At 35.6% G+C, this 21,138-nt stretch carries 13 protein-coding genes; all 13 read left to right on the forward strand.

Going from position 1 to position 21,138, the window contains the following annotated elements; translation table 11 throughout:
* Positions 1 to 17 precede the first annotated feature (17 nt).
* The 13 genes from ELD05_RS03705 to ELD05_RS03765 all read left to right on the forward strand — a co-directional run bounded on the left by ELD05_RS03705 (position 18) and on the right by ELD05_RS03765 (position 21,119).
* Positions 18 to 2,552, forward strand: a complete 2,535-nt coding sequence (locus tag ELD05_RS03705) for a glycosyl hydrolase (RefSeq protein WP_127351406.1) — start codon at positions 18 to 20, stop codon at positions 2,550 to 2,552.
* A gap of 250 nt (positions 2,553 to 2,802) precedes the next feature.
* Positions 2,803 to 3,768 carry an ABC transporter permease gene (locus tag ELD05_RS03710; RefSeq protein WP_127351407.1) on the forward strand — a complete coding sequence of 322 codons (966 nt, stop codon included), beginning with the start codon at positions 2,803 to 2,805 and terminating at the stop codon, positions 3,766 to 3,768.
* 36 nt (positions 3,769 to 3,804) lie between these two features.
* Positions 3,805 to 4,683: a carbohydrate ABC transporter permease gene (locus ELD05_RS03715; protein WP_127351408.1), complete on the forward strand. Its 879-nt coding sequence runs from the start codon at positions 3,805 to 3,807 to the stop codon at positions 4,681 to 4,683.
* A gap of 83 nt (positions 4,684 to 4,766) precedes the next feature.
* Positions 4,767 to 6,335 (forward strand): extracellular solute-binding protein, encoded by a 1,569-nt coding sequence (locus ELD05_RS03720; protein WP_127351409.1) that lies wholly within the window; start codon positions 4,767 to 4,769, stop codon positions 6,333 to 6,335.
* A 108-nt stretch (positions 6,336 to 6,443) separates the two neighbouring features.
* Positions 6,444 to 9,041, forward strand: coding sequence for an exo-rhamnogalacturonan lyase family protein (locus ELD05_RS03725; protein ID WP_127351410.1), 2,598 nt, complete (start codon positions 6,444 to 6,446; stop codon positions 9,039 to 9,041).
* A gap of 32 nt (positions 9,042 to 9,073) precedes the next feature.
* The gene (locus tag ELD05_RS03730; RefSeq protein ID WP_241243603.1) at positions 9,074 to 11,332 is read left to right on the forward strand and encodes a glycoside hydrolase family 95 protein; all 2,259 of its coding nucleotides are present in this window, start codon (positions 9,074 to 9,076) and stop codon (positions 11,330 to 11,332) included.
* A 74-nt stretch (positions 11,333 to 11,406) separates the two neighbouring features.
* Entirely contained in the window at positions 11,407 to 13,194 is a 1,788-nt protein-coding gene (gene uidA, locus ELD05_RS03735) for a beta-glucuronidase (protein WP_127351412.1), read from the forward strand.
* A 570-nt stretch (positions 13,195 to 13,764) separates the two neighbouring features.
* On the forward strand, positions 13,765 to 15,069 hold the full coding sequence (locus ELD05_RS03740; RefSeq protein ID WP_127351413.1) for an ABC transporter substrate-binding protein: 1,305 nt from the start codon (positions 13,765 to 13,767) through the stop codon (positions 15,067 to 15,069).
* 100 nt (positions 15,070 to 15,169) lie between these two features.
* Positions 15,170 to 16,105, forward strand: a complete 936-nt coding sequence (locus ELD05_RS03745) for a carbohydrate ABC transporter permease (RefSeq protein ID WP_127351414.1) — start codon at positions 15,170 to 15,172, stop codon at positions 16,103 to 16,105.
* 3 nt (positions 16,106 to 16,108) lie between these two features.
* Positions 16,109 to 16,951 carry a carbohydrate ABC transporter permease gene (locus ELD05_RS03750; protein WP_127351415.1) on the forward strand — a complete coding sequence of 281 codons (843 nt, stop codon included), beginning with the start codon at positions 16,109 to 16,111 and terminating at the stop codon, positions 16,949 to 16,951.
* Positions 16,952 to 17,080: 129 nt separating this feature from the next.
* On the forward strand, positions 17,081 to 18,226 hold the full coding sequence (locus ELD05_RS03755) for a 4Fe-4S binding protein (protein ID WP_127351416.1): 1,146 nt from the start codon (positions 17,081 to 17,083) through the stop codon (positions 18,224 to 18,226).
* Between the two features lie 3 nt (positions 18,227 to 18,229).
* Entirely contained in the window at positions 18,230 to 20,017 is a 1,788-nt protein-coding gene (locus tag ELD05_RS03760) for an FAD-binding protein (RefSeq protein WP_127351417.1), read from the forward strand.
* Between the two features lie 13 nt (positions 20,018 to 20,030).
* Positions 20,031 to 21,119 (forward strand): zinc-binding dehydrogenase, encoded by a 1,089-nt coding sequence (locus ELD05_RS03765; protein WP_127351418.1) that lies wholly within the window; start codon positions 20,031 to 20,033, stop codon positions 21,117 to 21,119.
* The last annotated feature ends 19 nt before the right edge of the window (positions 21,120 to 21,138 follow it).

Genomic DNA, 21,138 nt, shown 5'->3' on the forward strand with positions numbered 1-21,138 from the left:
GAAAGGAGAAACATACAATGAATGAAAGTATCAAATTAAGTTCTATTTTTGAAGAAATCAACAACCCTCCAGCTACTGCCAGTATTATTCATTGGTGGATTTTTTCTGATGAGATGACCGAGAACAGAATAAATGCTGAGCTTGATTATATTTCAAGTCTTGGCTTTAAGCAAGTATTAATTGCAGCAGGTCATAATGTTTCGCCCAAATATTTAACAAATGGCTGGTTTGAAATGGTAAAGTTTGCAGTTCTCCAAGCTAAAAAAAGAGGAGTTAAAGTATGGATTGCCGATGAAGGGTCATATCCAAGTGGCTTTGCTGGTGAAACTTTTAATAAGAAGTATCCTCACAAGAGGATGAAAGCTATTGTTGTTGAGAAGGAGTTTATTATTGAAGGTAATTTATGTAAAGTTGAACCTCACTCTGGTACAATTGGGATTTTGGCTAAAGACATAAACCAAAATAAATATTTTGCTTTTGAAAGATTTGAATTTAGTGCTGAATTTTTATACTTGCCCTATCATTCGACCTGGCAAATAAAAGTAATATCTTCAACTTACAGGACATCTCCAACAAGATACGTTCATCATCCAACAGGTGCTAAAGATACTACATATTCGCTTTGTGATTATCTTGACTATGAAGCTGTCAACCTATTCATAAGTGAGGTATATGAAAAATACAAAGCTTATATGGGAGAAGAATTTGGAAAGACAATAATTGGATTTTTTGCTGATGAACCTGATTATTCTATTTCTGGGCTACCATATACTGACAATATGTTTGATATATTTTACAATGAAAAAGGCTACGATGTTAAAAAATACATACCACATTTCTTTAGAGAGCAATTAGATGAAGAAATGAAAAGAGTAAAAGCAGATTACTGGGATGTATGGAGCAATATTTTTACAAATACTTTCTTTAAGCAGATATATAACTGGTGTGAAGCAAATGGCCTCAAATTTGTAGTACATCTAAATCATGAAGATATGATAGAGCAGCTAATCAAATCTGAAGGACAGTTATTTTCACATATGAAATATGTTCATATTCCAGCAATCGATGTAATTTGGAGACAAATCTGGTATAACAAAAAGGCAGTATTCCCTAAATATGCTTCTTCAGTTTCTCATATTAAAAACATTGCTCAGACCTTTTCAGAGAGTTTTGCAGTATATGGACAAGGTATATCTGTTGAGCAAATCAAATGGGTAGTTGATTACCAGTTTGCAATGGACGTAAATCTATTTTTGACCTCAATCTTCAAATATCTTCATGACCATCCGCAAAATTATCTCTTTCCAGAGGTAATTAAATATATTAACACCATTTCATATCTTCTTTATGTAAGCACCCCTTGTACAAAGGTTCTGCTTTACTTTCCTACATCAGATCTGTGGGCAGGTGAAAATATATCTGCTTTGAAAGCAATGGAAATTGGCAATGCACTTTTAGAAAACCAGATTGATTTTAATTTTTTTGACCATTCTCTTTTAGAATATCTGGAAATTAAAAACCAGAGAATATATGCCAACAATAGAAAAGAATATAATATTATTATTCTTCCGCCTATAAAATATTTGCCGCAAGAGATGTTCAGATTTTTAAAGCTTTTCTCAAGTAAAGGTGGGAAGATTATTTTCTTCGAAAACTCTCCTTTGTTTGTTTATAATAAAACCTTTACATCGTTTTTCCACTTCGCAGATAGAGAGATGGGTGTGGTTGTTGACAGTATCAAGCACCTATCAAAGATGGTTGAAAAAGATATCACTGTTGTAGACAGCAGGGATGTAAGAGTTCTTCATAAAAGAATAGAAGGCAATCATCTGATTTTTCTTTTCAATGATTCATCAATTCCATTTTTGGGTAAGATAATATTGAAATTTTACAGGAGAAATGTATATGTATGGGATCAAACGCAGAATAAATTTTTGACGGTATCAAGTATCAGAAGTAATGGGAAAGATATACAATTAGATCTGTACATGCATCCATATCAGACTTTAGTTTTAATAGCAAGTGATGAGTATGTAGATAGTGTTCAAAAAACAGATCTGCTTAAAAGCTTGCCAAAAACAATCTTGGAGTTAAACGATAACTGGGAAATTCATTTTGATAAAGATTTTGTTTTACTCTCAGATTTAAAAGATTGGCAAAGCTTAGGCTATGGTGACTATTCTGGTAATGTGGTTTATAGAAAGACGTTTATATTTTCTCATGATAGTTCTTTTAAAAATAAGCGTCTTTTCCTTTACTGTCCCAATATAAGGTACTCTGCAAAGGTCTGGCTGAATCAAAAATATCTTGGTGCAAGAGCTTTTTCACCGTTTATATGGGATATAACAGAGGCATTAAAAATTGGTGAGAATGAACTTGTGATAGAAGTTCAAAATACTCCTGCAGCAGCTCTCCTTGGAATACAAGAAAAATTGGAAAAATTAAGAAAAGAGGCAGAGAAGAACTTCTATCTTTCAATTTCTCTAAAATTTGACCTAGAAATGGTCCAATCAGGATTATTGCCTCCAGTTGCTATTGTTTCTTTCGAATGAATATTTTAAAGCTTAGCATTTTGGACAAATCATTCTTTTTTGGAAGAGAGGTGACTGCCCTTTGGTTTTGTAAGTATTTCTTTTTAGCAATATTTAGCTCATTTTAAAAATAAAAAACTCTTTTTAGTTATTCAAAAAGAAAATAAAAAAATAGGTATTGACACAACAAAAACAAAGTATTAAAATAAAATTAAACCAAAAACAAAATTCAAATCTCAATATTAATACCGACAAAAATAATGGAAATCTGATGAAAAACAATATTCTCAAGGGATCAAAAAAGAAGGGAGAGAATGATTTAATGACAGCTACCACTTCTATATGGAAAAGACTGAAAAAAGACAAATGGCTGTATATCTTAGCTCTACCGGGTATTTTGTACTTCATCATTTTTAGGTACATTCCAATGTTTGGTATAGTAGTTGCCTTTCAAGATTTTAATCCGTTTTTAGGGTTCTGGAAAAGTCCGTGGGTAGGTTTTGAGCATTTTAAAACACTTTTCACCGACCCTGATTTTCCGATGCTGTTTAGAAATACACTGTTAATTTCATTTTACAATATACTTTTCTATTTCCCTGTGCCAATTATTTTAGCGCTACTGATCAACGAAGTGCGAAATCAGGTTTATAAGAGAATTGTCCAGACATGTGTTTATGTTCCTCACTTTGTTTCAATGGTGGTCATAGCAAGTATTACATTTGTATTCCTTTCAAGTGAAACAGGAGTAATAAATAATATCTTGTACAGTTTAACAGGTCAAAAAATAGAGTTTTTGACAGACCCAAAATGGTTCAGACCACTCATAATAATTCAGAGTATATGGAAAGAAGCAGGATGGGGAACAATAATTTTCTTGGCGGCTCTATCAAATGTTGACCCGACTTTATATGAGGCTGCTATTGTGGATGGGGCAACCAGGTGGCAGCAGACTTGGCATATCACTATTCCTTCAATTATGAGTACGGTAATCATACTTTTCATTTTGCGGTTGGGTCATCTTCTTGATACTGGCTTTGAACAGATATTTTTAATGAAAAATCCTCTTAACAGGTCAGTAGCCGAAGTGTTTGATACATATGTTTATCAAGTAGGTGTTGCTCAGGGTTCATACAGTTATAGTACAGCAGTTGGACTTTTTAAGTCAGTAGTAGGTTTAATTTTAATTCAAATTTCCAACTATTTAGCTAAGAAATTTACAGAGACGTCGTTATTTTAAATATGCCAAGTGGAAAATGAAAGAGGTGACAATATAATGAAGCAAAATAAAACAGTAGGTAGTGTTATATTTGACGTTTTTAATCATGTATTCTTAGGAATATATGCTCTTATAGCAATTATGCCTTTTTTATATGTGTTAGCTGCATCGTTTGCTTCTGATTCGGAAATAAAAACACGAACATTCTTTTTAATTCCACACAACTTTACCACCGATGCTTACAAGTATATATTCGAATCAAACTACTTTTTAAAAAGTATGGTAAACAGTATTATTATTACAGTGGGCGGAACATTAGTAAATTTATTCTTTACTTTTACAATGGCATATGCTCTTTCAAAAAAACATTTTATAGGAAGAAGTATTATATTGAATGCAGTAATCTTTTCTATGCTGTTTGGTGGAGGTATGATTCCTACATATTTGCTTGTTAAAAGTCTGGGGCTATTAGATTCTTATTGGGCATTGTGGCTTCCAGGAGCGATAAGTCCGTTTAACTTCTTTGTTGTGAAAAACTTTTTCCAGGAAATGCCTCAAGATTTAGAAGATGCAGCAAGAATTGACGGTTGTACAGAAGCTCAGATTTTGTGGAAGGTTGTGCTTCCCCTTTCAAAACCGATTATTGCAACGTTCGCTTTATTTTATGGGGTAGGACATTGGAATTCATGGTTTGGAGCCCTTCTGTATATCAATGACCAAGAAAAATGGCCAGTTCAACTAATTTTAAGGCAGATAGTAATGCTTTCCACTACAATAGCCTCTGATTTGACTAAATTTGATCCTAATTTTCAGCCACCTCAGGAATCTCTTAAGATGGCTGTAATTGTTGTAGCTACTTTGCCAATAATGCTCTTGTATCCATGGTTACAGAAATATTTCATAAAAGGTATGTTTGTTGGTTCATTGAAGGAGTGATGTAAAGATGTAGGAGATGTAAAGTAACTAAAAAATTTAAAGCTTCGAAAAAAAAATAAAAAAAAGCAGGAGGGTGTCAATTAATGAAGCAAATGAAGAAACTTTTGAAGTTAATTGTAGTTGGAGTCTGTATCCTGGGATTACTATTTAGTTCAATGGTAGGATTGGGGGCATCAAAATCTAAATATTCATTTACACTCACTATTATGGGACAATACTTCGGTACAGAGCCACCACCAGCAAATAGCCCAGTTATTTTAAAGGCTGAAGAGTATCTAAAAACTAATCTTGAGTTTACATGGGTACCTGCAGATAGCTATAAGGATAAGTTAAATATTATGTTGGCAAGCGGAAAATTGCCAATGGTTGTATATGTTCCTGATAACTCGGCTTCTTTCGTTTCTGCTTGTAAGGCAGGAGCATTCTGGGAACTTGGACCGTATATAAAGCAATATAAGAATTTAAAGACAATTCCGGATATAGTTCTTTGGAACTCTTCCATTGATGGTAAAATTTATGGTATTCCACGTTCAAGAACCTTAGGAAGAAATGGAATTGTATACAGAAAAGACTGGGCTAAAAATGTTGGCATCACTAAACTTGAAACTATTGATGATTTGTACAATATGTTGAAGAAGTTTACTTACAATGATCCAGACAAAGATGGTAAAAATGATACTTACGGAATGTATGAATGCAATTATAATGGACCTTTCTATATAGCAGTTGTATGGTTCGGTGGACCAAATGGTTGGGGTTTGAACAAAAACGGCCAGCTTGTTCCTTCTTTCTTGACCAATGCGTATATGGAGGCTTTAAAATTCTGGCGTAAATTATATCAAGAAAAGATATTCAACCATGATTTCCCAAGTGTTCCTGGTGCAAGGTGGGAAGACTATTATTCACAAGGAAAAGCTGGTGTTAAGATTGATGTTATAGATTCTGCAAACAGAATTTACAATGGTCTTATTAAAAATGGTTTGATTCCAAAAAATGCAAAGGATACAGATATTATGGACATTAAATTGGCTGTAAAGACGAAATATGGGTTGAGGAATATGCCAACATCTGGTTATGCAGGATATCTTATGGTTTCAAAAACAAGTGTAAAAGACATGAATACATTCAAAAAAGTAATGTCAATCTTGGATAAGTTTGGTGACAAAACAATGCAGGATTTGTTTGGTTATGGATTGCCCAATAGACATTATAAGTTAGTTGATGGCAAAATAGACCCTATTCAAAATTTACCAGCAGAGCTGTCAAGAGAAATAAGTGGTCTTAACCAGGTATTGCATTTTTATCCTGCAAACGGTGGTACACCAAGATACATGACTCCACTTTTGCAATTGCAAACAGATATGCAGACTTTGAATGAAAAAATGAATATCCTTGTTCCAAATCCGGCATTGCCATTGCAAGCTATGTCACAGACATACATTAAAAGAGGTGTTACCCTTGATAATATGATTGAAGATGCACGTGTTAAGTATATCGCCGGTCAGCTCAATGATCAGGGATTCAAGAAAGTTCTTGACAACTGGAGAAAGCAGGGTGGAGACCAGATTATAAAAGAAGTAAATGCATTGTATCGTAAATATAAAAAGAATATTCCTTACAAAGAAGACTTGTATAAGATACTCAATCCTTAGGAGCTGTAGCTTAGCAATTTTATTAAAAAATAGAATCTCGTGCGAAATATTAAAGTATTTCGCACGAGATTTTTTTTAAAACACTTATTGAATTTGGAGGTTTGGAAGATGCAAGAAATAAAGCTAAAATGGCTTGTAAAACCCCAGGTAAGCAATATTGGAACAACATTTTGTATCCCGTGGAAAAAAGGAGAGCTAAGGAATACAAAAAATGTTGTTGTAAGAAGCAAAGATGGAAGTATTATTCCAACTCAAAACTGGCCACTTTCCTACTGGGGCGATGGCTCAGTAAAAGTAAGTGGTCATGCTGCTTTCTTTGGTACCAATTTACCTGATGAGGTCTTTGCATGTATTGAAGAAGATACTGTAACAAAATTTGAAACAATGGTTGAAGTTTATGAAGACAAAGAGTATATTAGCGTTACAACTGGCAAGCTTGAGTGCAAAATTAGCAAGGCCGGAGATAAAATTATTGAATATTTAAAAGTAGGACAAAAGATTATTTGCTCTAATTTCACGCAAATTCTTACTACAGAAAGAACTTCTAATTTTACAGGATATAGGACTAAAGTTGAAGAAGAATACATTCCTCAAATATTGGGTGCTACAGTAGAGTCTCGCGGACCTTTGAGATGTGTTATAAAAGTGTGGGGAAGACATTTGCGGAATACCAAGATGACATTTGATGGTTCTCTGCTCAAACAAGGGTGGCTACCTTTTGAGATGAGATTATATTTCTATGCAAATTCAGATAAAATTAAGCTTGTTCACACATTTATTTACAACGGAAATCCCCATCAAGATTTTATAAAAGGATTGGGCTTAAAATTTAATCTTCCTTTGCACTCTCCTCTGTACAATAGATTTGTAAGATTTGGAGGGGATAGTGGACTTTTTTGTGAGTCACCAAAAAATTTGATAGATGTGGACAGGAGAGAGAAATACAAAGCAATGTTTCAAAATCAGTTCAATGGACAACTGGTAGATTTTGATATTGACGAGGACCACCATTATATTAGGGAGATTAACAATACTCCAGAGTGGGATGAATTTATTCTTTTTCAAGATTCTTCCGAGCACTATGTTATTAAAAAACGTACATCTTGCCAGTGCAGTTTTGTAAAAGCAACAGAAGGCAGAGGATCTATGGGGTTTGCGTATGTTGGTGATGAGAATGGTGGGCTTGGAGTAGCTTTAAAGGATTTTTGGCAAAAATATCCTTCAGGATTTGAGGTAAAAGCTTTAACTTCTTCTGAGGCAAATTTAATAGTTTGGCTTTGGCCCCCTTATGGGGAAGTTATGGATTTGAGACACTATGATTTTGGTACATACACATCTTCTTCATATGAAGGGTTTGATGAGTATAGAAGTACTCCCTATGGTATAGCTAATACAAATGAGCTGTGGCTGTACTGTTTTGATTATCCTCCGACAACAGAGCAGCTTTTAGAATACGCAAAAATGCAAGGATTTTCTCCTCTTCTTGTATGTAGCCCTGAAAGGTATAAAGAGACAGAGATATTTGGAGGATTAAATTTACCGGATAATAGCAGCCCCAAGAAAGAAGAGATTGAAAGAATACTGACAGCTATTGTTGATTTTTATCTAAAGGAAGTTGAGAGAAGAAAGTGGTACAGTTTTTGGGACTATGGTGATTTTATGCATAGCTATGATATAGTGAGACACATGTGGAAATATGATATTGGTGGATATGCTTGGCAGAACACAGAGCTTGTGCCAAATATTTGGCTTTGGCTTATGTTTTTGAGAACAGGACGTTTTGATATATTTAAAATGGCTGAGGCAATGACAAGACATACATCAGAAGTAGATGTGTATCATCTCGGGGAATACAAGGGACTGGGTTCAAGGCACAATGTTGTTCATTGGGGATGTGGTTGCAAAGAAGTGAGAATTAGCATGGCATACCTTCACAGGTATTACTATTATCTTACTGCCGATGAAAGAATAGGCCAGCTTATGGATGATGTAAAAGATATTGACAGGCAAATTATGCATATGGACCCTATGCGTGCGTATTTTACGAATGATCCTGAAAATAGAGTACACATAAGGGTTGGGCCGGATGTTATGACCTTTTGTGCAAATTGGTTTGTCAGATGGGAAAGGTACCAGGAAGAGATTTACAAACAAAAGATAATAAAGATACTGGACTTTTTGAAGAAAAATCCAGCAGCATTTATTTCGGGTGGTGTATTTGACTATGATCCTGAAAAGACCCAGCTAAAACCTGTTGAATACACTGGTGGTTCAAATTTTGTATTTTGTTTTGGGAACACACTTGTTTGGCTTGAAATAGCTAAGAATTTTGAAGATAAGGAATTTGAAGATTTGTGTGTCCAGCAGGGCCTTTTTTATACTGAATTTAAAGAAAACAAAGATGAGATTTTAAAAAGCTGGGGCGTTCCAAGCTTTGGATTTAAGTTAAATATGCTCAATATTGGGATGGCTGCCTTTGCTGCAATGAAAAAGAATATTCCTGCATTGAAAAAAGAAATCTGGCAGATGTTTTTAGACTATGACAAAAATCCACGGCTAAAATTTATTTGTGATGGAGGTATCGATTTGCAATTGGCAACTGTACCTGCGCCTGTTGTGGAAGTTCCTTTTATTTCAACTAATATAGCATCTCAATGGTCATTAAACGCATTGCTTGCACTTGAATTTATTGGAGATGAGCTTTGAAAATAATATAATAAACCTGGAGGGATATGAATATGAAAGAAAATAGCAGCTTAAAAATATTCTTTGATACTCCTGCCAATGATTGGAATGAAGCGTTGCCAATAGGGAATGGAAGATTGGGGGCTATGATTTATGGAACTGTCAAAAGGGAAATACTTCAGCTCAATGAAGACAGTATCTGGTCAGGAGGACCCATGGAGAGAGAAAATCCTGATGCTAAACGGTATTTACCCCGGATACGAGAACTCTTATTAAAAGGGAAGGTGAAAGAAGCAGAAAGGCTTGCTACTTTTGCTTTAACGGCCACTCCACCAAGCCAGGGGCATTATGAGCCTTTGGGATATTTGTATATAGATTTTGATATTAATGAGGATAAGGTAGAAAAGTACAGTCGTGAACTTGACCTTGAAAGAGCAGTTGCAAAAGTAAATTTTGAGCTAAATGGAATAGTGTTTAAAAGGGAGTATTTTGCTTCATATCCTGATAATGTGATTGTAGCAAGGTTTGAATGTAAAAGAGAAAGAGGCATTTCTTTTTCTGCTGTCTTGCGAAGAGAAAAAGGGAAATATGTTGACAGGTGCGGTCGCATAGGAGATGATACAATATTTATTGAAGTGTTCAACGGTGGTGAAAAAGGGCTTTCGTTTTGTGGAATGGTCAAAGCATTGACAGTAGATGGCAAAGTTTATTCTATTGGAGAAACGTTATTTGTAGAAGATGCATCAGAAGTTATATTGCTAATTTCTTCTGCAACCACATACAGAACATCTGACTATTTTGAACACACCTTGAATACACTCCAAAAAGCTGCTCAAAAAGGCTTTGAAAAGCTCTATGAAGACCATATTGCTGATTATACTTTTTTGTTCAAAAGGGTAGAATTTCATATTGATAGTGAAGACAAAGATAAGCTTGACTTACCGACACCTGAGCGGCTTAGCCGCTTGAAAGAAGGCGAAACTGATTTGGGCTTGATACCTTTGTATTTTCAGTTTGGCAGATATTTACTAATTTCAAGCAGCCGGCCCGGCAGCCTCCCTGCGAACTTGCAAGGTATATGGAACAAGGATATGTTGCCACCATGGGATAGCAAATATACTATTAATATCAACACACAAATGAATTACTGGCCTGCAGAAGTTTGCAATCTCTCTGAATGTCATCTACCACTTTTTGATTTGATAGAAAAAATGAAAGAAAGAGGAAGAAAAACGGCTGAAAAGATGTATGGATGTCGAGGGTTTTGTGCACATCACAATACAGACATCTGGGGTGATACTGCACCTCAGGATGTGTATTTGCCTGCAACTCACTGGCCGATGGGTGCTGCTTGGCTATGTCTTCATATATGGGACCACTATGAGTATACAGGTGATGTTGAATTTTTGAAATCTCACTATGAAACAATGAAAGAAGCGGCTATATTTTTGCTTGACTATATGGTTGAAGACCACAATGGCTATCTTGTGACATGTCCGTCTTTATCACCGGAGAACAAATATATTCTTCCCAATGGAGATGTATGCAGTTTAACATATGCACCAACTATGGATATTCAAATCATAACAGCACTTTTTAGCAGAGTTATTAAAGCAAGCAAAGTTTTGAATATAGACTTTGACTTTGCACAGCAGTTAAAGGAAACTTTAAAAAGATTACCACCAATCAAAATTGGCAAACATGGTCAAATTCAAGAATGGATTGAAGACTATGAAGAAGCAGAGCCCGGGCATCGCCATATATCTCACCTATTTGGACTGTACCCTGAAAGCCAAATAACAAAAGAAAAAACACCGCAGCTTTTTGAAGCAGCAAAAAAAACGCTTGAAAGAAGACTTTCATTTGGTTCAGGGCACACAGGCTGGAGTAGGGCATGGATAGTATGTTTTTGGGCACGGCTAAAAGATGGTGAGAAGGCATATCAGAATATCTTAGAGCTTTTAAGAAAATCCACACTGCCCAATCTATTTGATAACCATCCACCTTTCCAAATTGACGGCAACTTTGGTGCTACTGCAGGAATTGCAGAGATGCTTTTGCAATCGTATGATGAAATAATAGAAATTTTGCCTGCTTTACCTTCCGATTGGAAGAGTGGTTATATTAGAGGGCTCAAAGCAAGGGGAGGACATATTATTGATATTGAATGGGAAAATGGTAAGCCCAAAAAAGTCAAAATTAAATTTGGGTTTAGGCAAGAGGTTAATGTGAAATACAAAGATAAAATTATACGAACTAAAGGCAAATCAGGAGAAGAAAAAATAATTAGAGATAGAGATTTTGAACAATGAAATAGTTAACAATCTTTATTTTGACTATTCACAAAAAATGCAAAATAAAAAATTAAAAGGAGGTTTTGTAAGCCATGCTTTATCCACGTGAGACAAGAACAAGAGAGATAAAAGACTTAAACGGCATATGGAGGTTTAAAGTTGACAGGGAGAACAAAGGGTATGAACAGAGGTGGTTTGAAAAACCTCTTGAAGATGCCATTTTGATGCCCGTGCCGTCAAGCTACAATGACATAACCCAGGATGAGAGCATAAGAGACCACATAGGTGATGTGTGGTATGAAAGGACGTTTTACATACCAGAGAGCTGGAAGAACAAAAGAATAGTTTTGAGAGTTGGAAGTGCTACTCATCACGCAAAAGTATTTTTAAATGGTAAGGAAATAGCCCAGAACAAAGGTGGATTTTTGCCTTTTGAAGTTGAAATTAATAGATTTGCCCAAATTGGCTGTGAGAATAGACTTACAATTGTTGTAAACAATATCTTAGACTGGAGCTGTCTTCCACCAGGGTTTATAAGGGAATACAATGATCCAATGCATCCAGAAGGGTATAAAACTCAGGAATATCTTTTTGACTTTTTCAACTATTCAGGTATTCACAGACCAGTTTTGCTTTACACCACTTCCAAAACATATATTGAGGATATTAAAGTAGAGACACAAATTGATGACGAAAAGGGGATAGTTTGCTTTAAGGTGGTTGTGAATGGTGAAAAGAAGGATGAATGTCACATAGAAGCAACTTTATATGATAAAGATGGAGGACAAATAGCTAAAGTGGGAGGCCCAGAGGGTATGATAGAAGTTGAAAATGCAATATTTTGGGAGCCTTCAAATCCATATCTTTACAAACTAAATGTGACTTTAGTACATGATGGTAAAGCTATAGATGAATATTATCTTCCTGTAGGAATAAGGACTGTTGAGGTAAAAGGAAAAAGACTTTACCTAAATGGTAAGCCAGTTTATCTTAAAGGATTGGCAAAGCATGAAGACAGTGATATAAGGGGCAAGGGATACGACCCTGTGATAGCTGTTAAAGATTTCAACCTTCTGAAATGGATAGGTGCAAACTCATTCAGAACATCACATTATCCTTATGCAGAAGAGATTTTAAACTTGGCAGACGAGTATGGTTTTTTGGTAATTGACGAGGCACCAGCTGTTGGCATGAATTTCTTTAACAAAAACGAAAAAGTGTTTACCCCTGAAAGAGTAAACCAAAAGACGTTAGAACATCACTTAGAAGTTGTAAGACGGCTTATAGCAAGGGATAAAAACCATCCGTGTGTGATTATGTGGAGTGTAGCAAATGAACCTGCAACATATGAAGATGGTGCATATGAGTATTTCAAAAGAGTAATAGATGAGGTAAGAAAGCTTGACCCGACAAGACCAGTGACGCTGGTTGAGTCTTCTTTTCCAGATGAGACCAAAGTAGCAAGCCTTGTTGATGTTATATGTGTAAACAGGTACTACTCATGGTATTCTGATTCTGGCAGACTGGATTTAATAGAGTTCCAGCTCGAAAAAGAGCTGAAAAGATGGTTTGAACTTTATCAAAAACCAGTAATAGTAACAGAGTATGGGGCAGACACAATTGCAGGATTTCATTCAAGTCCTCCAATGATGTTTTCTGAGGAATATCAGTGTGAGATGCTTGAAAGATATCATAGAGTGTTTGACAGACTGGATTTTGTGATAGGTGAGCACATATGGAACTTTGCAGATTTTGCAACAAAACAAGAGGTTCGAAGGATTATGGGCAACAGGAAAGGAATCTTTACAAGGCAAAGACAGCCCAAAATGGCAGCATTTTTACTAAAGAAAAGATGGGAAAGTATGAAAGAAAATAAATGAGTGGCTTTTTATGTACAGAATTTTCTAAAAGTTTTACAACGGTTTGATTACATTGAGTTTGTAGTTTACCATTTTAAAGAATTAAAAAATATACATATTGACACAACAAAAACAAAGTGATAAAATAAAATCAGAATTAAATAAAGCAATATATTTAATAACAAACGCTAAAAAAATAATGGTAATGACAAGAAACAAAGTAAACTCAACAATTAAGTGAAATTTATATTTAATGATAAGTTCAGCATCTATTTGGAAGAGGTCAAAAATGATAAATACAGGAATTTAATCTGTTTTTTGGATTTTTTAAAAGTCCATATAAAATAACAAGTTTTTCATAAGCAAAGTAAAAAGAAAAAGATAATATAACTTTGCAATAAAATCATCGTTAAATGTAATTAAAGTAAATACAAACTCAATAAGTCAAATTTCAATAAAAATTAAAAAATTCGAAGATATGAATAGAGAAAGATAAAACACATTTTCTTCTTTTAAATTGTAATGGTAAAAGTGCTCTTTAAAGAGCAATTGTAAATATTAATACAAAAAATATAAAAGGAGGGAAGTTCAGTGAAAAAGTTTTTGTCAATTCTCTTTGCTGTTTTGTTTTTGCTTTCATGCGTTTTGACCACTCAGATAAAGACTTCACAAACGGCTCTTGGGTCTTCTCAGTCAATCAAACTGAGGATTGCTTGGTGGGGAAGCCAAACACGTCATGACAGGACTCAAAAAGTGCTTGAATTGTATCGGGCAAAAGTTAATCGTAAGGTAAGTTTTGTCCCTGAATTTGGTAGCTGGTCTGGATACTGGGATAAACTTACAACTCAAGCAGCAGCAAAAAATTTGCCTGACATTATTCAGATGGACTACATGTATTTAGCTCAATATGTTCAAAAAGGTTTATTGGCAGATTTGACGCCTTATACAAAAAATGGAGTAATAAATCTTAAAGATGTAAGCGAAGCAAGTGTAAAAAGTGGATCAATAAACGGAAAAATTTATGCTATAAGCCTGGGGACGAATAGTTTAGCAATAGCATATGATCCTGCAATTGCTAAAAAAGCAGGAGTTAAGATACCTGAAGATGGTAATTGGACATGGAATGATTATAAGGAAATTATTAAGAAAGTCTATCAAAAAACTAAGATTAGAGCGGATTTAGCATTAACTTCTGACCCGAAGTTCTTACTTGAATATTATGTAAGACAGCAAGGGAAAAGCTTATATAAGTCTGATGGAACAGGTTTAGGATTTAATCAAGAAAAATTTGTTATTGACGCATTTAATGTAAACTTAGAACTATTAAAAAGTGGATATACAGCGAGACCAGATGAAATTTCTGCTACATCTACTATTGAGGATAGTTTATTTGTGAAAGGTAAAACGTGGATAACATGGACGTGGAGTAATATGTTTGTAGCAATGGCAAATGCAGCAAAACGTCCGCTAGCATTAGCATTACCTCCTAAGGGTGGGAAAAGGCCAGGATTGTATTTAAAACCGTCTCAATTTTTCTCTGTTGCAGCAACATCAAAATATAAAAATGAAGCAGCAAAAGTTATAAATTTCTTTACGAATAGTGTAGAGGCAAACAAAATCTTATTAGCAGAGCGAGGTGTGCCTATTTCATCTAAAGTTAGAGAAGGTATTAAAAATGCAGTAGAACCGGCAGTAAGACAGACATTTGACTATATAGCTCTTGTTGAGAAAAACTGTTCACCTATTGATCCACCCGATCCACCAGGAGGAACTGAAGTTGGTCAGCTGTTTAAAGATTTGTACGATCAAGTCTTGTATGGTCAGATAAAGCCTGAAGTAGCTGCCAAGATGTTTATACAAAGGGCAAACCAAATACTTATGAGAAATAAAAAATAACGTGAAAAATAGAGTTTTTTAAAAGAAAGAGAGGGGCTATCCAGGAAGGGTGGACAGCCCCTCGTTTAAATTCCTATATATAGGGAGGCGAAATATTTTAATGTCAAAAATAACCTATAAAGAGCCTTTGAAAAGTAGAGTTGATAGAATTATAAATTCTGAAAATATAGCAGGGTATGTTTTTATTTTACCATGGCTGGTGGGATTTTTTGTGTTTACTTTGATTCCAATTGTGGCTACTTTTTACCTTTCATTTACTCAATATGATTTATTATCTCCGCCCAAATTTGTTGGTTTGAGAAATTATATTCAAATGTTCAAAGAAGATCCTTTATTTTGGAAGTCAATGTCAGTAACATTTTTCTATGTATTTGTGACTGTCCCGTTGAAATTAGCTTTTGCTTTACTTCTTGCACTTTGGCTATCTTATAAAAGCAAATTAACTCCTTTTTATAGAGCTATATATTATGTACCATCAATGATGGGAGGTAGTGTCGCAGTTGCTGTGCTTTGGCAAAGACTATTTACAAGTGATGGTGTTATAAATTCTATATTAAAATTATTTGGAATCAATTCAAATATTTCATGGATAGGGAATCCTAAAACTGCGATCTGGACACTGATATTGCTTGCAGTTTGGCAATTTGGTTCACCTATGTTAATATTTTTGGCAGGTTTAAAACAAATACCCGAAAGCTATTATGAAGCAGCTATTATTGATGGGGCAAATAGTTGGCAAAAGTTCATTAAGATAACCTTACCAATGCTTACACCGATAATATTTTTCAACTTGATAATGCAGATGATAGGAAGTTTTATGACTTTTACTCAAGGATTTATTATTACTAACGGAGGACCTGTAAATAGTACTCTTTTTTATGCTATTTATCTTTACAGACGAGCATTCCAGTTCTATGATATGGGTTATAGCTGTGCAATGTCATGGGTAATGCTTATTATCATTGGAATACTTACAGCTTTTATATTTAAGTCTTCTACATTTTGGGTCTATTACGAATCGAAGGAAGGTGAATAATTGATGAGAAGATCAAAGGTGATAAGAACGTTTCTATTTCATCTCATAACACTTTTATTTGGGTACATAATGCTCTATCCTCTTCTCTGGATGTTTTTTAGTTCATTTAAGGATAATAGTGAAATTTTCCTAAATGCTCATGAGTTATTACCTAAGAGATGGCTCTTTAAAAATTATCTTGATGGGTGGAAGGGTTTTGCTGGATATCCATTTTCAGTTTTCTTCAAAAATTCATTTATTGTAACTGTAATTGGGACAATTGGTGCTGTAATTTCTTCAGCTATTGTTGCATATGGTTTTGCAAGATGTAAGTTCAAAGGTAAAGGATTTTGGTTCGGCTGTATGATTTTAACCATGCTTTTGCCATATCAGGTAGTTATGATTCCTCAATATATTATGTTTCAAAAATTAGGCTGGGTAAATACATTTAAACCGCTACTTGTTCCAGCCTTTTTGGGTCAACCGTTTTTTATATTTTTAATGATTCAATTCATAAGAGGTATTCCTGATGAATTAGATGAAGCAGCAAAAATAGATGGTTGTAGTAAATATTCGATTTTTACCAGAATAATTTTGCCGTTAATTTCACCGGCTTTAATCACATCAGCGATATTTTCATTTTTATGGCGATGGGACGACTTTTTAGGACCATTGCTTTATCTCAGCAAACCAGAGCTGTATACTGTTTCTTTAGGTTTGAGGATGTTTTCTGATCCAACAGCAGTATCAAATTGGGGAGCAGCATTTGCTATGGCTACTTTATCACTTGTTCCTTCGTTTATAATATTTATATTTTTCCAGCGTTATTTAGTTGAAGGAATTGTTACTACAGGGTTAAAAGGTTAAATAAAGAGCAAGAAAAGTATGGAAATGAGAGAGAGGTACACTTCTATTTTTTTTGATGGCGATTGCTAGTGTTGTAAGTAGTAACTTAATTCTTGTTTTTTCAAAAATTTTTCAAAAGGAGAGATGACAATGCCAGACTTATCAATTACATATGCTAAACTAAGATTAAGATCGCCTGTAATTGTTGCATCTGCTGGCATTACTGGAACTGTGGAGAGGCTTCAAAGATGCGAAGAAAACGGTGCTGGTGCTGTTGTGACAAAAAGTCTTTTTCAAAAGGAAGTGTGTAGAATTGCACCCACTCCACGATTTAAAATAGTCAAGCATGAGAACACATTTACGCTTTACTCATATGAACAGGCAAGCGAGTTTAACCCTCAAGAGTATGCTGAATTTATATTCAAAGCAAAACAAAAGTTAAGCATTCCAGTTATTGCAAGTATAAACTGCTACACAGATGATGCATGGCTTGAGTATAGCAAGCTTATGGAGCAGGCAGGGGCTGATGCAATAGAGCTAAACCTTTCGTGTCCTCATGGAGTGCATATAATGTCTGGTATGGATGTAATTGAAGAAATGGTCCGCACAACAAAACTTGTCAAAGGCAATGTCAGAATACCTGTGATACCAAAAATGACTCCTCAATCTACAAATCCAGGCTCTGATGCCTTAAGACTCGATAGCGCAGGTGCAGATGGACTTGTCATGTTCAATAGATTTACAGGGCTTGACATTGACATAGAAAAAGAAGCACCCATTTTGCACGGCGGATATGCAGGGCATGGTGGTCCGTGGGCAATTATGTATGGTTTGAGATGGATAAGCGCTGTAGCTCCAAAAGTAAAATGTAGTATCAGTGCGAGCGGCGGTGCCATGAATGGAGAGGATGTGGTCAAATACATATTGGCAGGTGCATCGGCTGTTCAAGTTTGCACAACTGTTATTTTGAATGGCTATGGGGTTATAAACAAGATAAATAAGTATTTAGAAGAGTACATGGAGAGAAAAGGATACAACACAATTGATGATTTTAAAGGGAAAGTATGTGGAAAAATTCTTGACATGGATTCTGTTGACAGAACACACTGGGCAGTTGCAAGCATTGACAAAGAGAAATGCACATCTTGTGGCAAATGCTTCACAGTTTGCATATATGATGCAATTGAAAAGGATGACGGAAAGTTTAAAGTAAATCAAAACTGTGATGGATGCGGGCTATGTGCAGAGCTTTGCCCAACCAAGGCAATTTCAATGGTAAGGAGAGGAGAAGAATAAAGGATGATTTACAAAACTGATATTTTAGTTGTGGGCGGCGGTGGGGCAGGTTTAAGAGCTGCTATTGCTGCATGTGAAAAAGCTTATGAAAATAAAAAAAGTGTGAAAGTGATACTTGCAGTAAAAGGAAGGTTGGGAAGCTGTGGCACAACAGCTTTAGCATATTCTGATAGAATGGCATTCCACGTGACGTTACCTACTACAGAGCCCCATGGGGAAGATAACTGGAAGTACCATGCAAAAGATATCTATGAGATTGGTGGATTTGTTTCTGATTATGATTTGGCTGAGATTTTAGCAAAAAACTCAGCCGATGCTTATTTTTACTTAGATAGTCTCGGCGTTCCCTTTGTAAAAGAAAATGGCGTACCCGTTCAATTTGTGACAGACGGCTCTATATATGCGCGTGCATGTTTTACAGGACCTGATACGGCTGTTCAAATAGAAAAGGCTTTAATTCGAAAGCTTGGCGAAATAAAAGATATTGAAGTTTTAGAAGACGTGATGATAGCTGATTTGATTGTTGTGAATAACAAAGTTTGCGGAGCGATTGGTTTTAAAGGGAATCAAAATATCATAATACTTGCAAAAGCCATTGTTTTAGCAACAGGTGGGGCAGGAAGTATTTATAAAAGCAATGTTTTTCCACCGCGTATGACAGGTGATGGGTATGCAATGGCACTTCGTGCAGGAGCACAGCTTGTAAACATGGAGTTTATCCAGATAGGTCTTTCATCCCCCAAAACAAAACTCGCATGTTCGGGAAGTATAATGAGATGTGTTCCCAGATTTGTAAATGAAAAAGGAGAAGAATTTTTGTTAAATTATCCTATCACAAACAATGATGTATTTGAAAAAGGAGCAACGTGGCCAATAAGCTACGAGCATAAGACATGCATAATTGACATTGCAGTATTCAGAGAGATTGCACGTGGTGGAAAGGTGTTTTTGGACTTTACTCAAAATCCCAAAGGATTTGAGTTTGAACGTTTAAGAGAGGATTTAAAACAAAGGTATTATAAAGAGATTAAAAATCAGATTGGGAGCAGAAAAACTCCATATGAAAGACTCTGTGAAATAAATCCACAGACAGTTGAGTGGTTTTTGAAAAGGGGAATTGACCTTAGAAACCAAATGTTAGAAATTGCGCCGTCAATTCAGCATTTCCAGGGTGGTGTAAAAATTAGAGAAAAAGCAAATACAGCAATTAGTGGCTTGTATGCCTGTGGAGAGTGTGCAGGCGGACAACATGGAGCAAACAGACCAGGCGGAAATGCACTTTTGGATACTCAGGTTTTTGGGAAGATAGCAGGGGAGAGTAGCTTTGAATTTGCTTTGAATAATTCAATCGATGAAGAGTCTGCAGTTTGCCAAGCAAACCGCTTGTTTGAAAGCTATAAAATCTATGTAGCTACAGATGGCATTGATTTAGAAAAAGCCATCTCAGAACTAAATAGTGTTATGGACTTGTATGCAAGTGTTGTACGATATCAAGCTGGACTTCAAAAAGCACTTATGGAAATTGAAGAGTTGAAGACAAGAAAAATCAAGCCTGTTGAGTATGAATATCTTTTGGAATTCAAAAACATGCTTTTGTGTGCAGAAGCAGTGGTAAAGAGCTGTATTTTAAGAGATGAAAGCAGAGGTCCGCACTTGATGTTCGAAAATTACAGCGATTTGTGGCCAAAGCCAAGGGATGAAAGACACAATGTATATCATGTATGCATACTAAATAAAGAGACCAATCAAATTGAAGTCTTTCCAATGCAACCGGTAAAACCAAAAGCGTAGGGGGAAAACAAGAATGAAAGCTTATGCAATGGTTTTAGAAGAGTTCAACAAACCTTTGAAGATGAAAGAGTTTGAATTAGTGTCTCCAACTGACGGTGAGCTTTTGGTAAAGATAGAAGCAGCAGGTGTTTGTGGCTCTGATGTGCATATGTTCAGAGGTAATGACCCGCGCACAAAACTTCCAATGATTTTAGGGCATGAAGGTGTTGGACGTGTATATGCTATCTCAGGTAGCTGGTTTGATGTAAACGGCGAAAAGATAAAAGAGGGGGATTTTATAATCTGGGACAGAGGTGTTACGTGCGGGAAGTGTTACTTTTGTGCCGTCAAAAAAGAACCCTACTTGTGCCCTAATAGGTGGACATATGGGATAAGTGTTAGCTGCGCAGAGCCCCCGTATTTGAGAGGCTGCTATTCGGAATACATTTATCTTCACAAAGATACGAAAGTTATAAAAATAAAAGAGAATGTTGATTCAGAAATTTTAGTATCTGCCTCATGTTCTGGTGCAACGTGTGCTCATGCTTTTGACATTGTTTCACCTGATTTTGGTGACAGTGTCCTAATTCAAGGGCCAGGTCCTATAGGGCTTTATGCAATCATTTTTGCAAAACTCAAAGGGGCGCGAAATATAATTGTGATTGGTGGCACAAAAGAAAGACTTAAGATGTGCAAAGAATTTGGGGCAACGCATGTGCTTGATAGAAATTCGACTACAGCTGGCCAAAGACAGGAAATAATAATGGATATCACAAATGGCCGTGGAGTGGATTTGGCGATTGAAGCTGTGGGTCATCCGTCGGCAGTAAGTGAAGGGATAAAACTTGTTCGAAATGGTGGAAGCTATCTTTCCCTTGGTTTTGGTGACCCCAACGGCAGCGTCACACTCGATTGTTATTATGACATTGTGAGAAAAAATTTAAGATATCAAGGGGTATGGGTCAGCGATACAAAACATTTGAATATGGCAGTTAATGTGGTGTTGCAGAATAAAGAACTTTTCAAAAAAATGATTACAAATGTTTACAAGTTGACTGATGCGACAAAAGCTCTTGAAGATATGGAAAACAAAAATACAATAAAATCTGTCCTAAAGCCGTGATATAAAAGGGGGCGTACAA

This window comes from Caldicellulosiruptor changbaiensis, from assembly GCF_003999255.1.
Classification (GTDB): Bacteria; Bacillota; Thermoanaerobacteria; order Caldicellulosiruptorales; family Caldicellulosiruptoraceae; genus Caldicellulosiruptor; species Caldicellulosiruptor changbaiensis.

Bases quoted from the DNA above. Each gene is read 5' to 3' on its own strand.
- ELD05_RS03705 (WP_127351406.1), top strand. From the start codon at position 18: ATGAATGAAAGTATCAAATTAAGTTCTATTTTTGAAGAAATCAACAAC.
- ELD05_RS03710 (WP_127351407.1), top strand. From the start codon at position 2,803: ATGAAAAACAATATTCTCAAGGGATCAAAAAAGAAGGGAGAGAATGAT.
- ELD05_RS03715 (WP_127351408.1), top strand. From the start codon at position 3,805: ATGAAGCAAAATAAAACAGTAGGTAGTGTTATATTTGACGTTTTTAAT.
- ELD05_RS03720 (WP_127351409.1), top strand. From the start codon at position 4,767: ATGAAGCAAATGAAGAAACTTTTGAAGTTAATTGTAGTTGGAGTCTGT.
- ELD05_RS03725 (WP_127351410.1), top strand. From the start codon at position 6,444: ATGCAAGAAATAAAGCTAAAATGGCTTGTAAAACCCCAGGTAAGCAAT.
- ELD05_RS03730 (WP_241243603.1), top strand. From the start codon at position 9,074: ATGAAAGAAAATAGCAGCTTAAAAATATTCTTTGATACTCCTGCCAAT.
- uidA (WP_127351412.1), top strand. From the start codon at position 11,407: ATGCTTTATCCACGTGAGACAAGAACAAGAGAGATAAAAGACTTAAAC.
- ELD05_RS03745 (WP_127351414.1), top strand. From the start codon at position 15,170: ATGTCAAAAATAACCTATAAAGAGCCTTTGAAAAGTAGAGTTGATAGA.
- ELD05_RS03750 (WP_127351415.1), top strand. From the start codon at position 16,109: ATGAGAAGATCAAAGGTGATAAGAACGTTTCTATTTCATCTCATAACA.
- ELD05_RS03755 (WP_127351416.1), top strand. From the start codon at position 17,081: ATGCCAGACTTATCAATTACATATGCTAAACTAAGATTAAGATCGCCT.
- ELD05_RS03760 (WP_127351417.1), top strand. From the start codon at position 18,230: ATGATTTACAAAACTGATATTTTAGTTGTGGGCGGCGGTGGGGCAGGT.
- ELD05_RS03765 (WP_127351418.1), top strand. From the start codon at position 20,031: ATGAAAGCTTATGCAATGGTTTTAGAAGAGTTCAACAAACCTTTGAAG.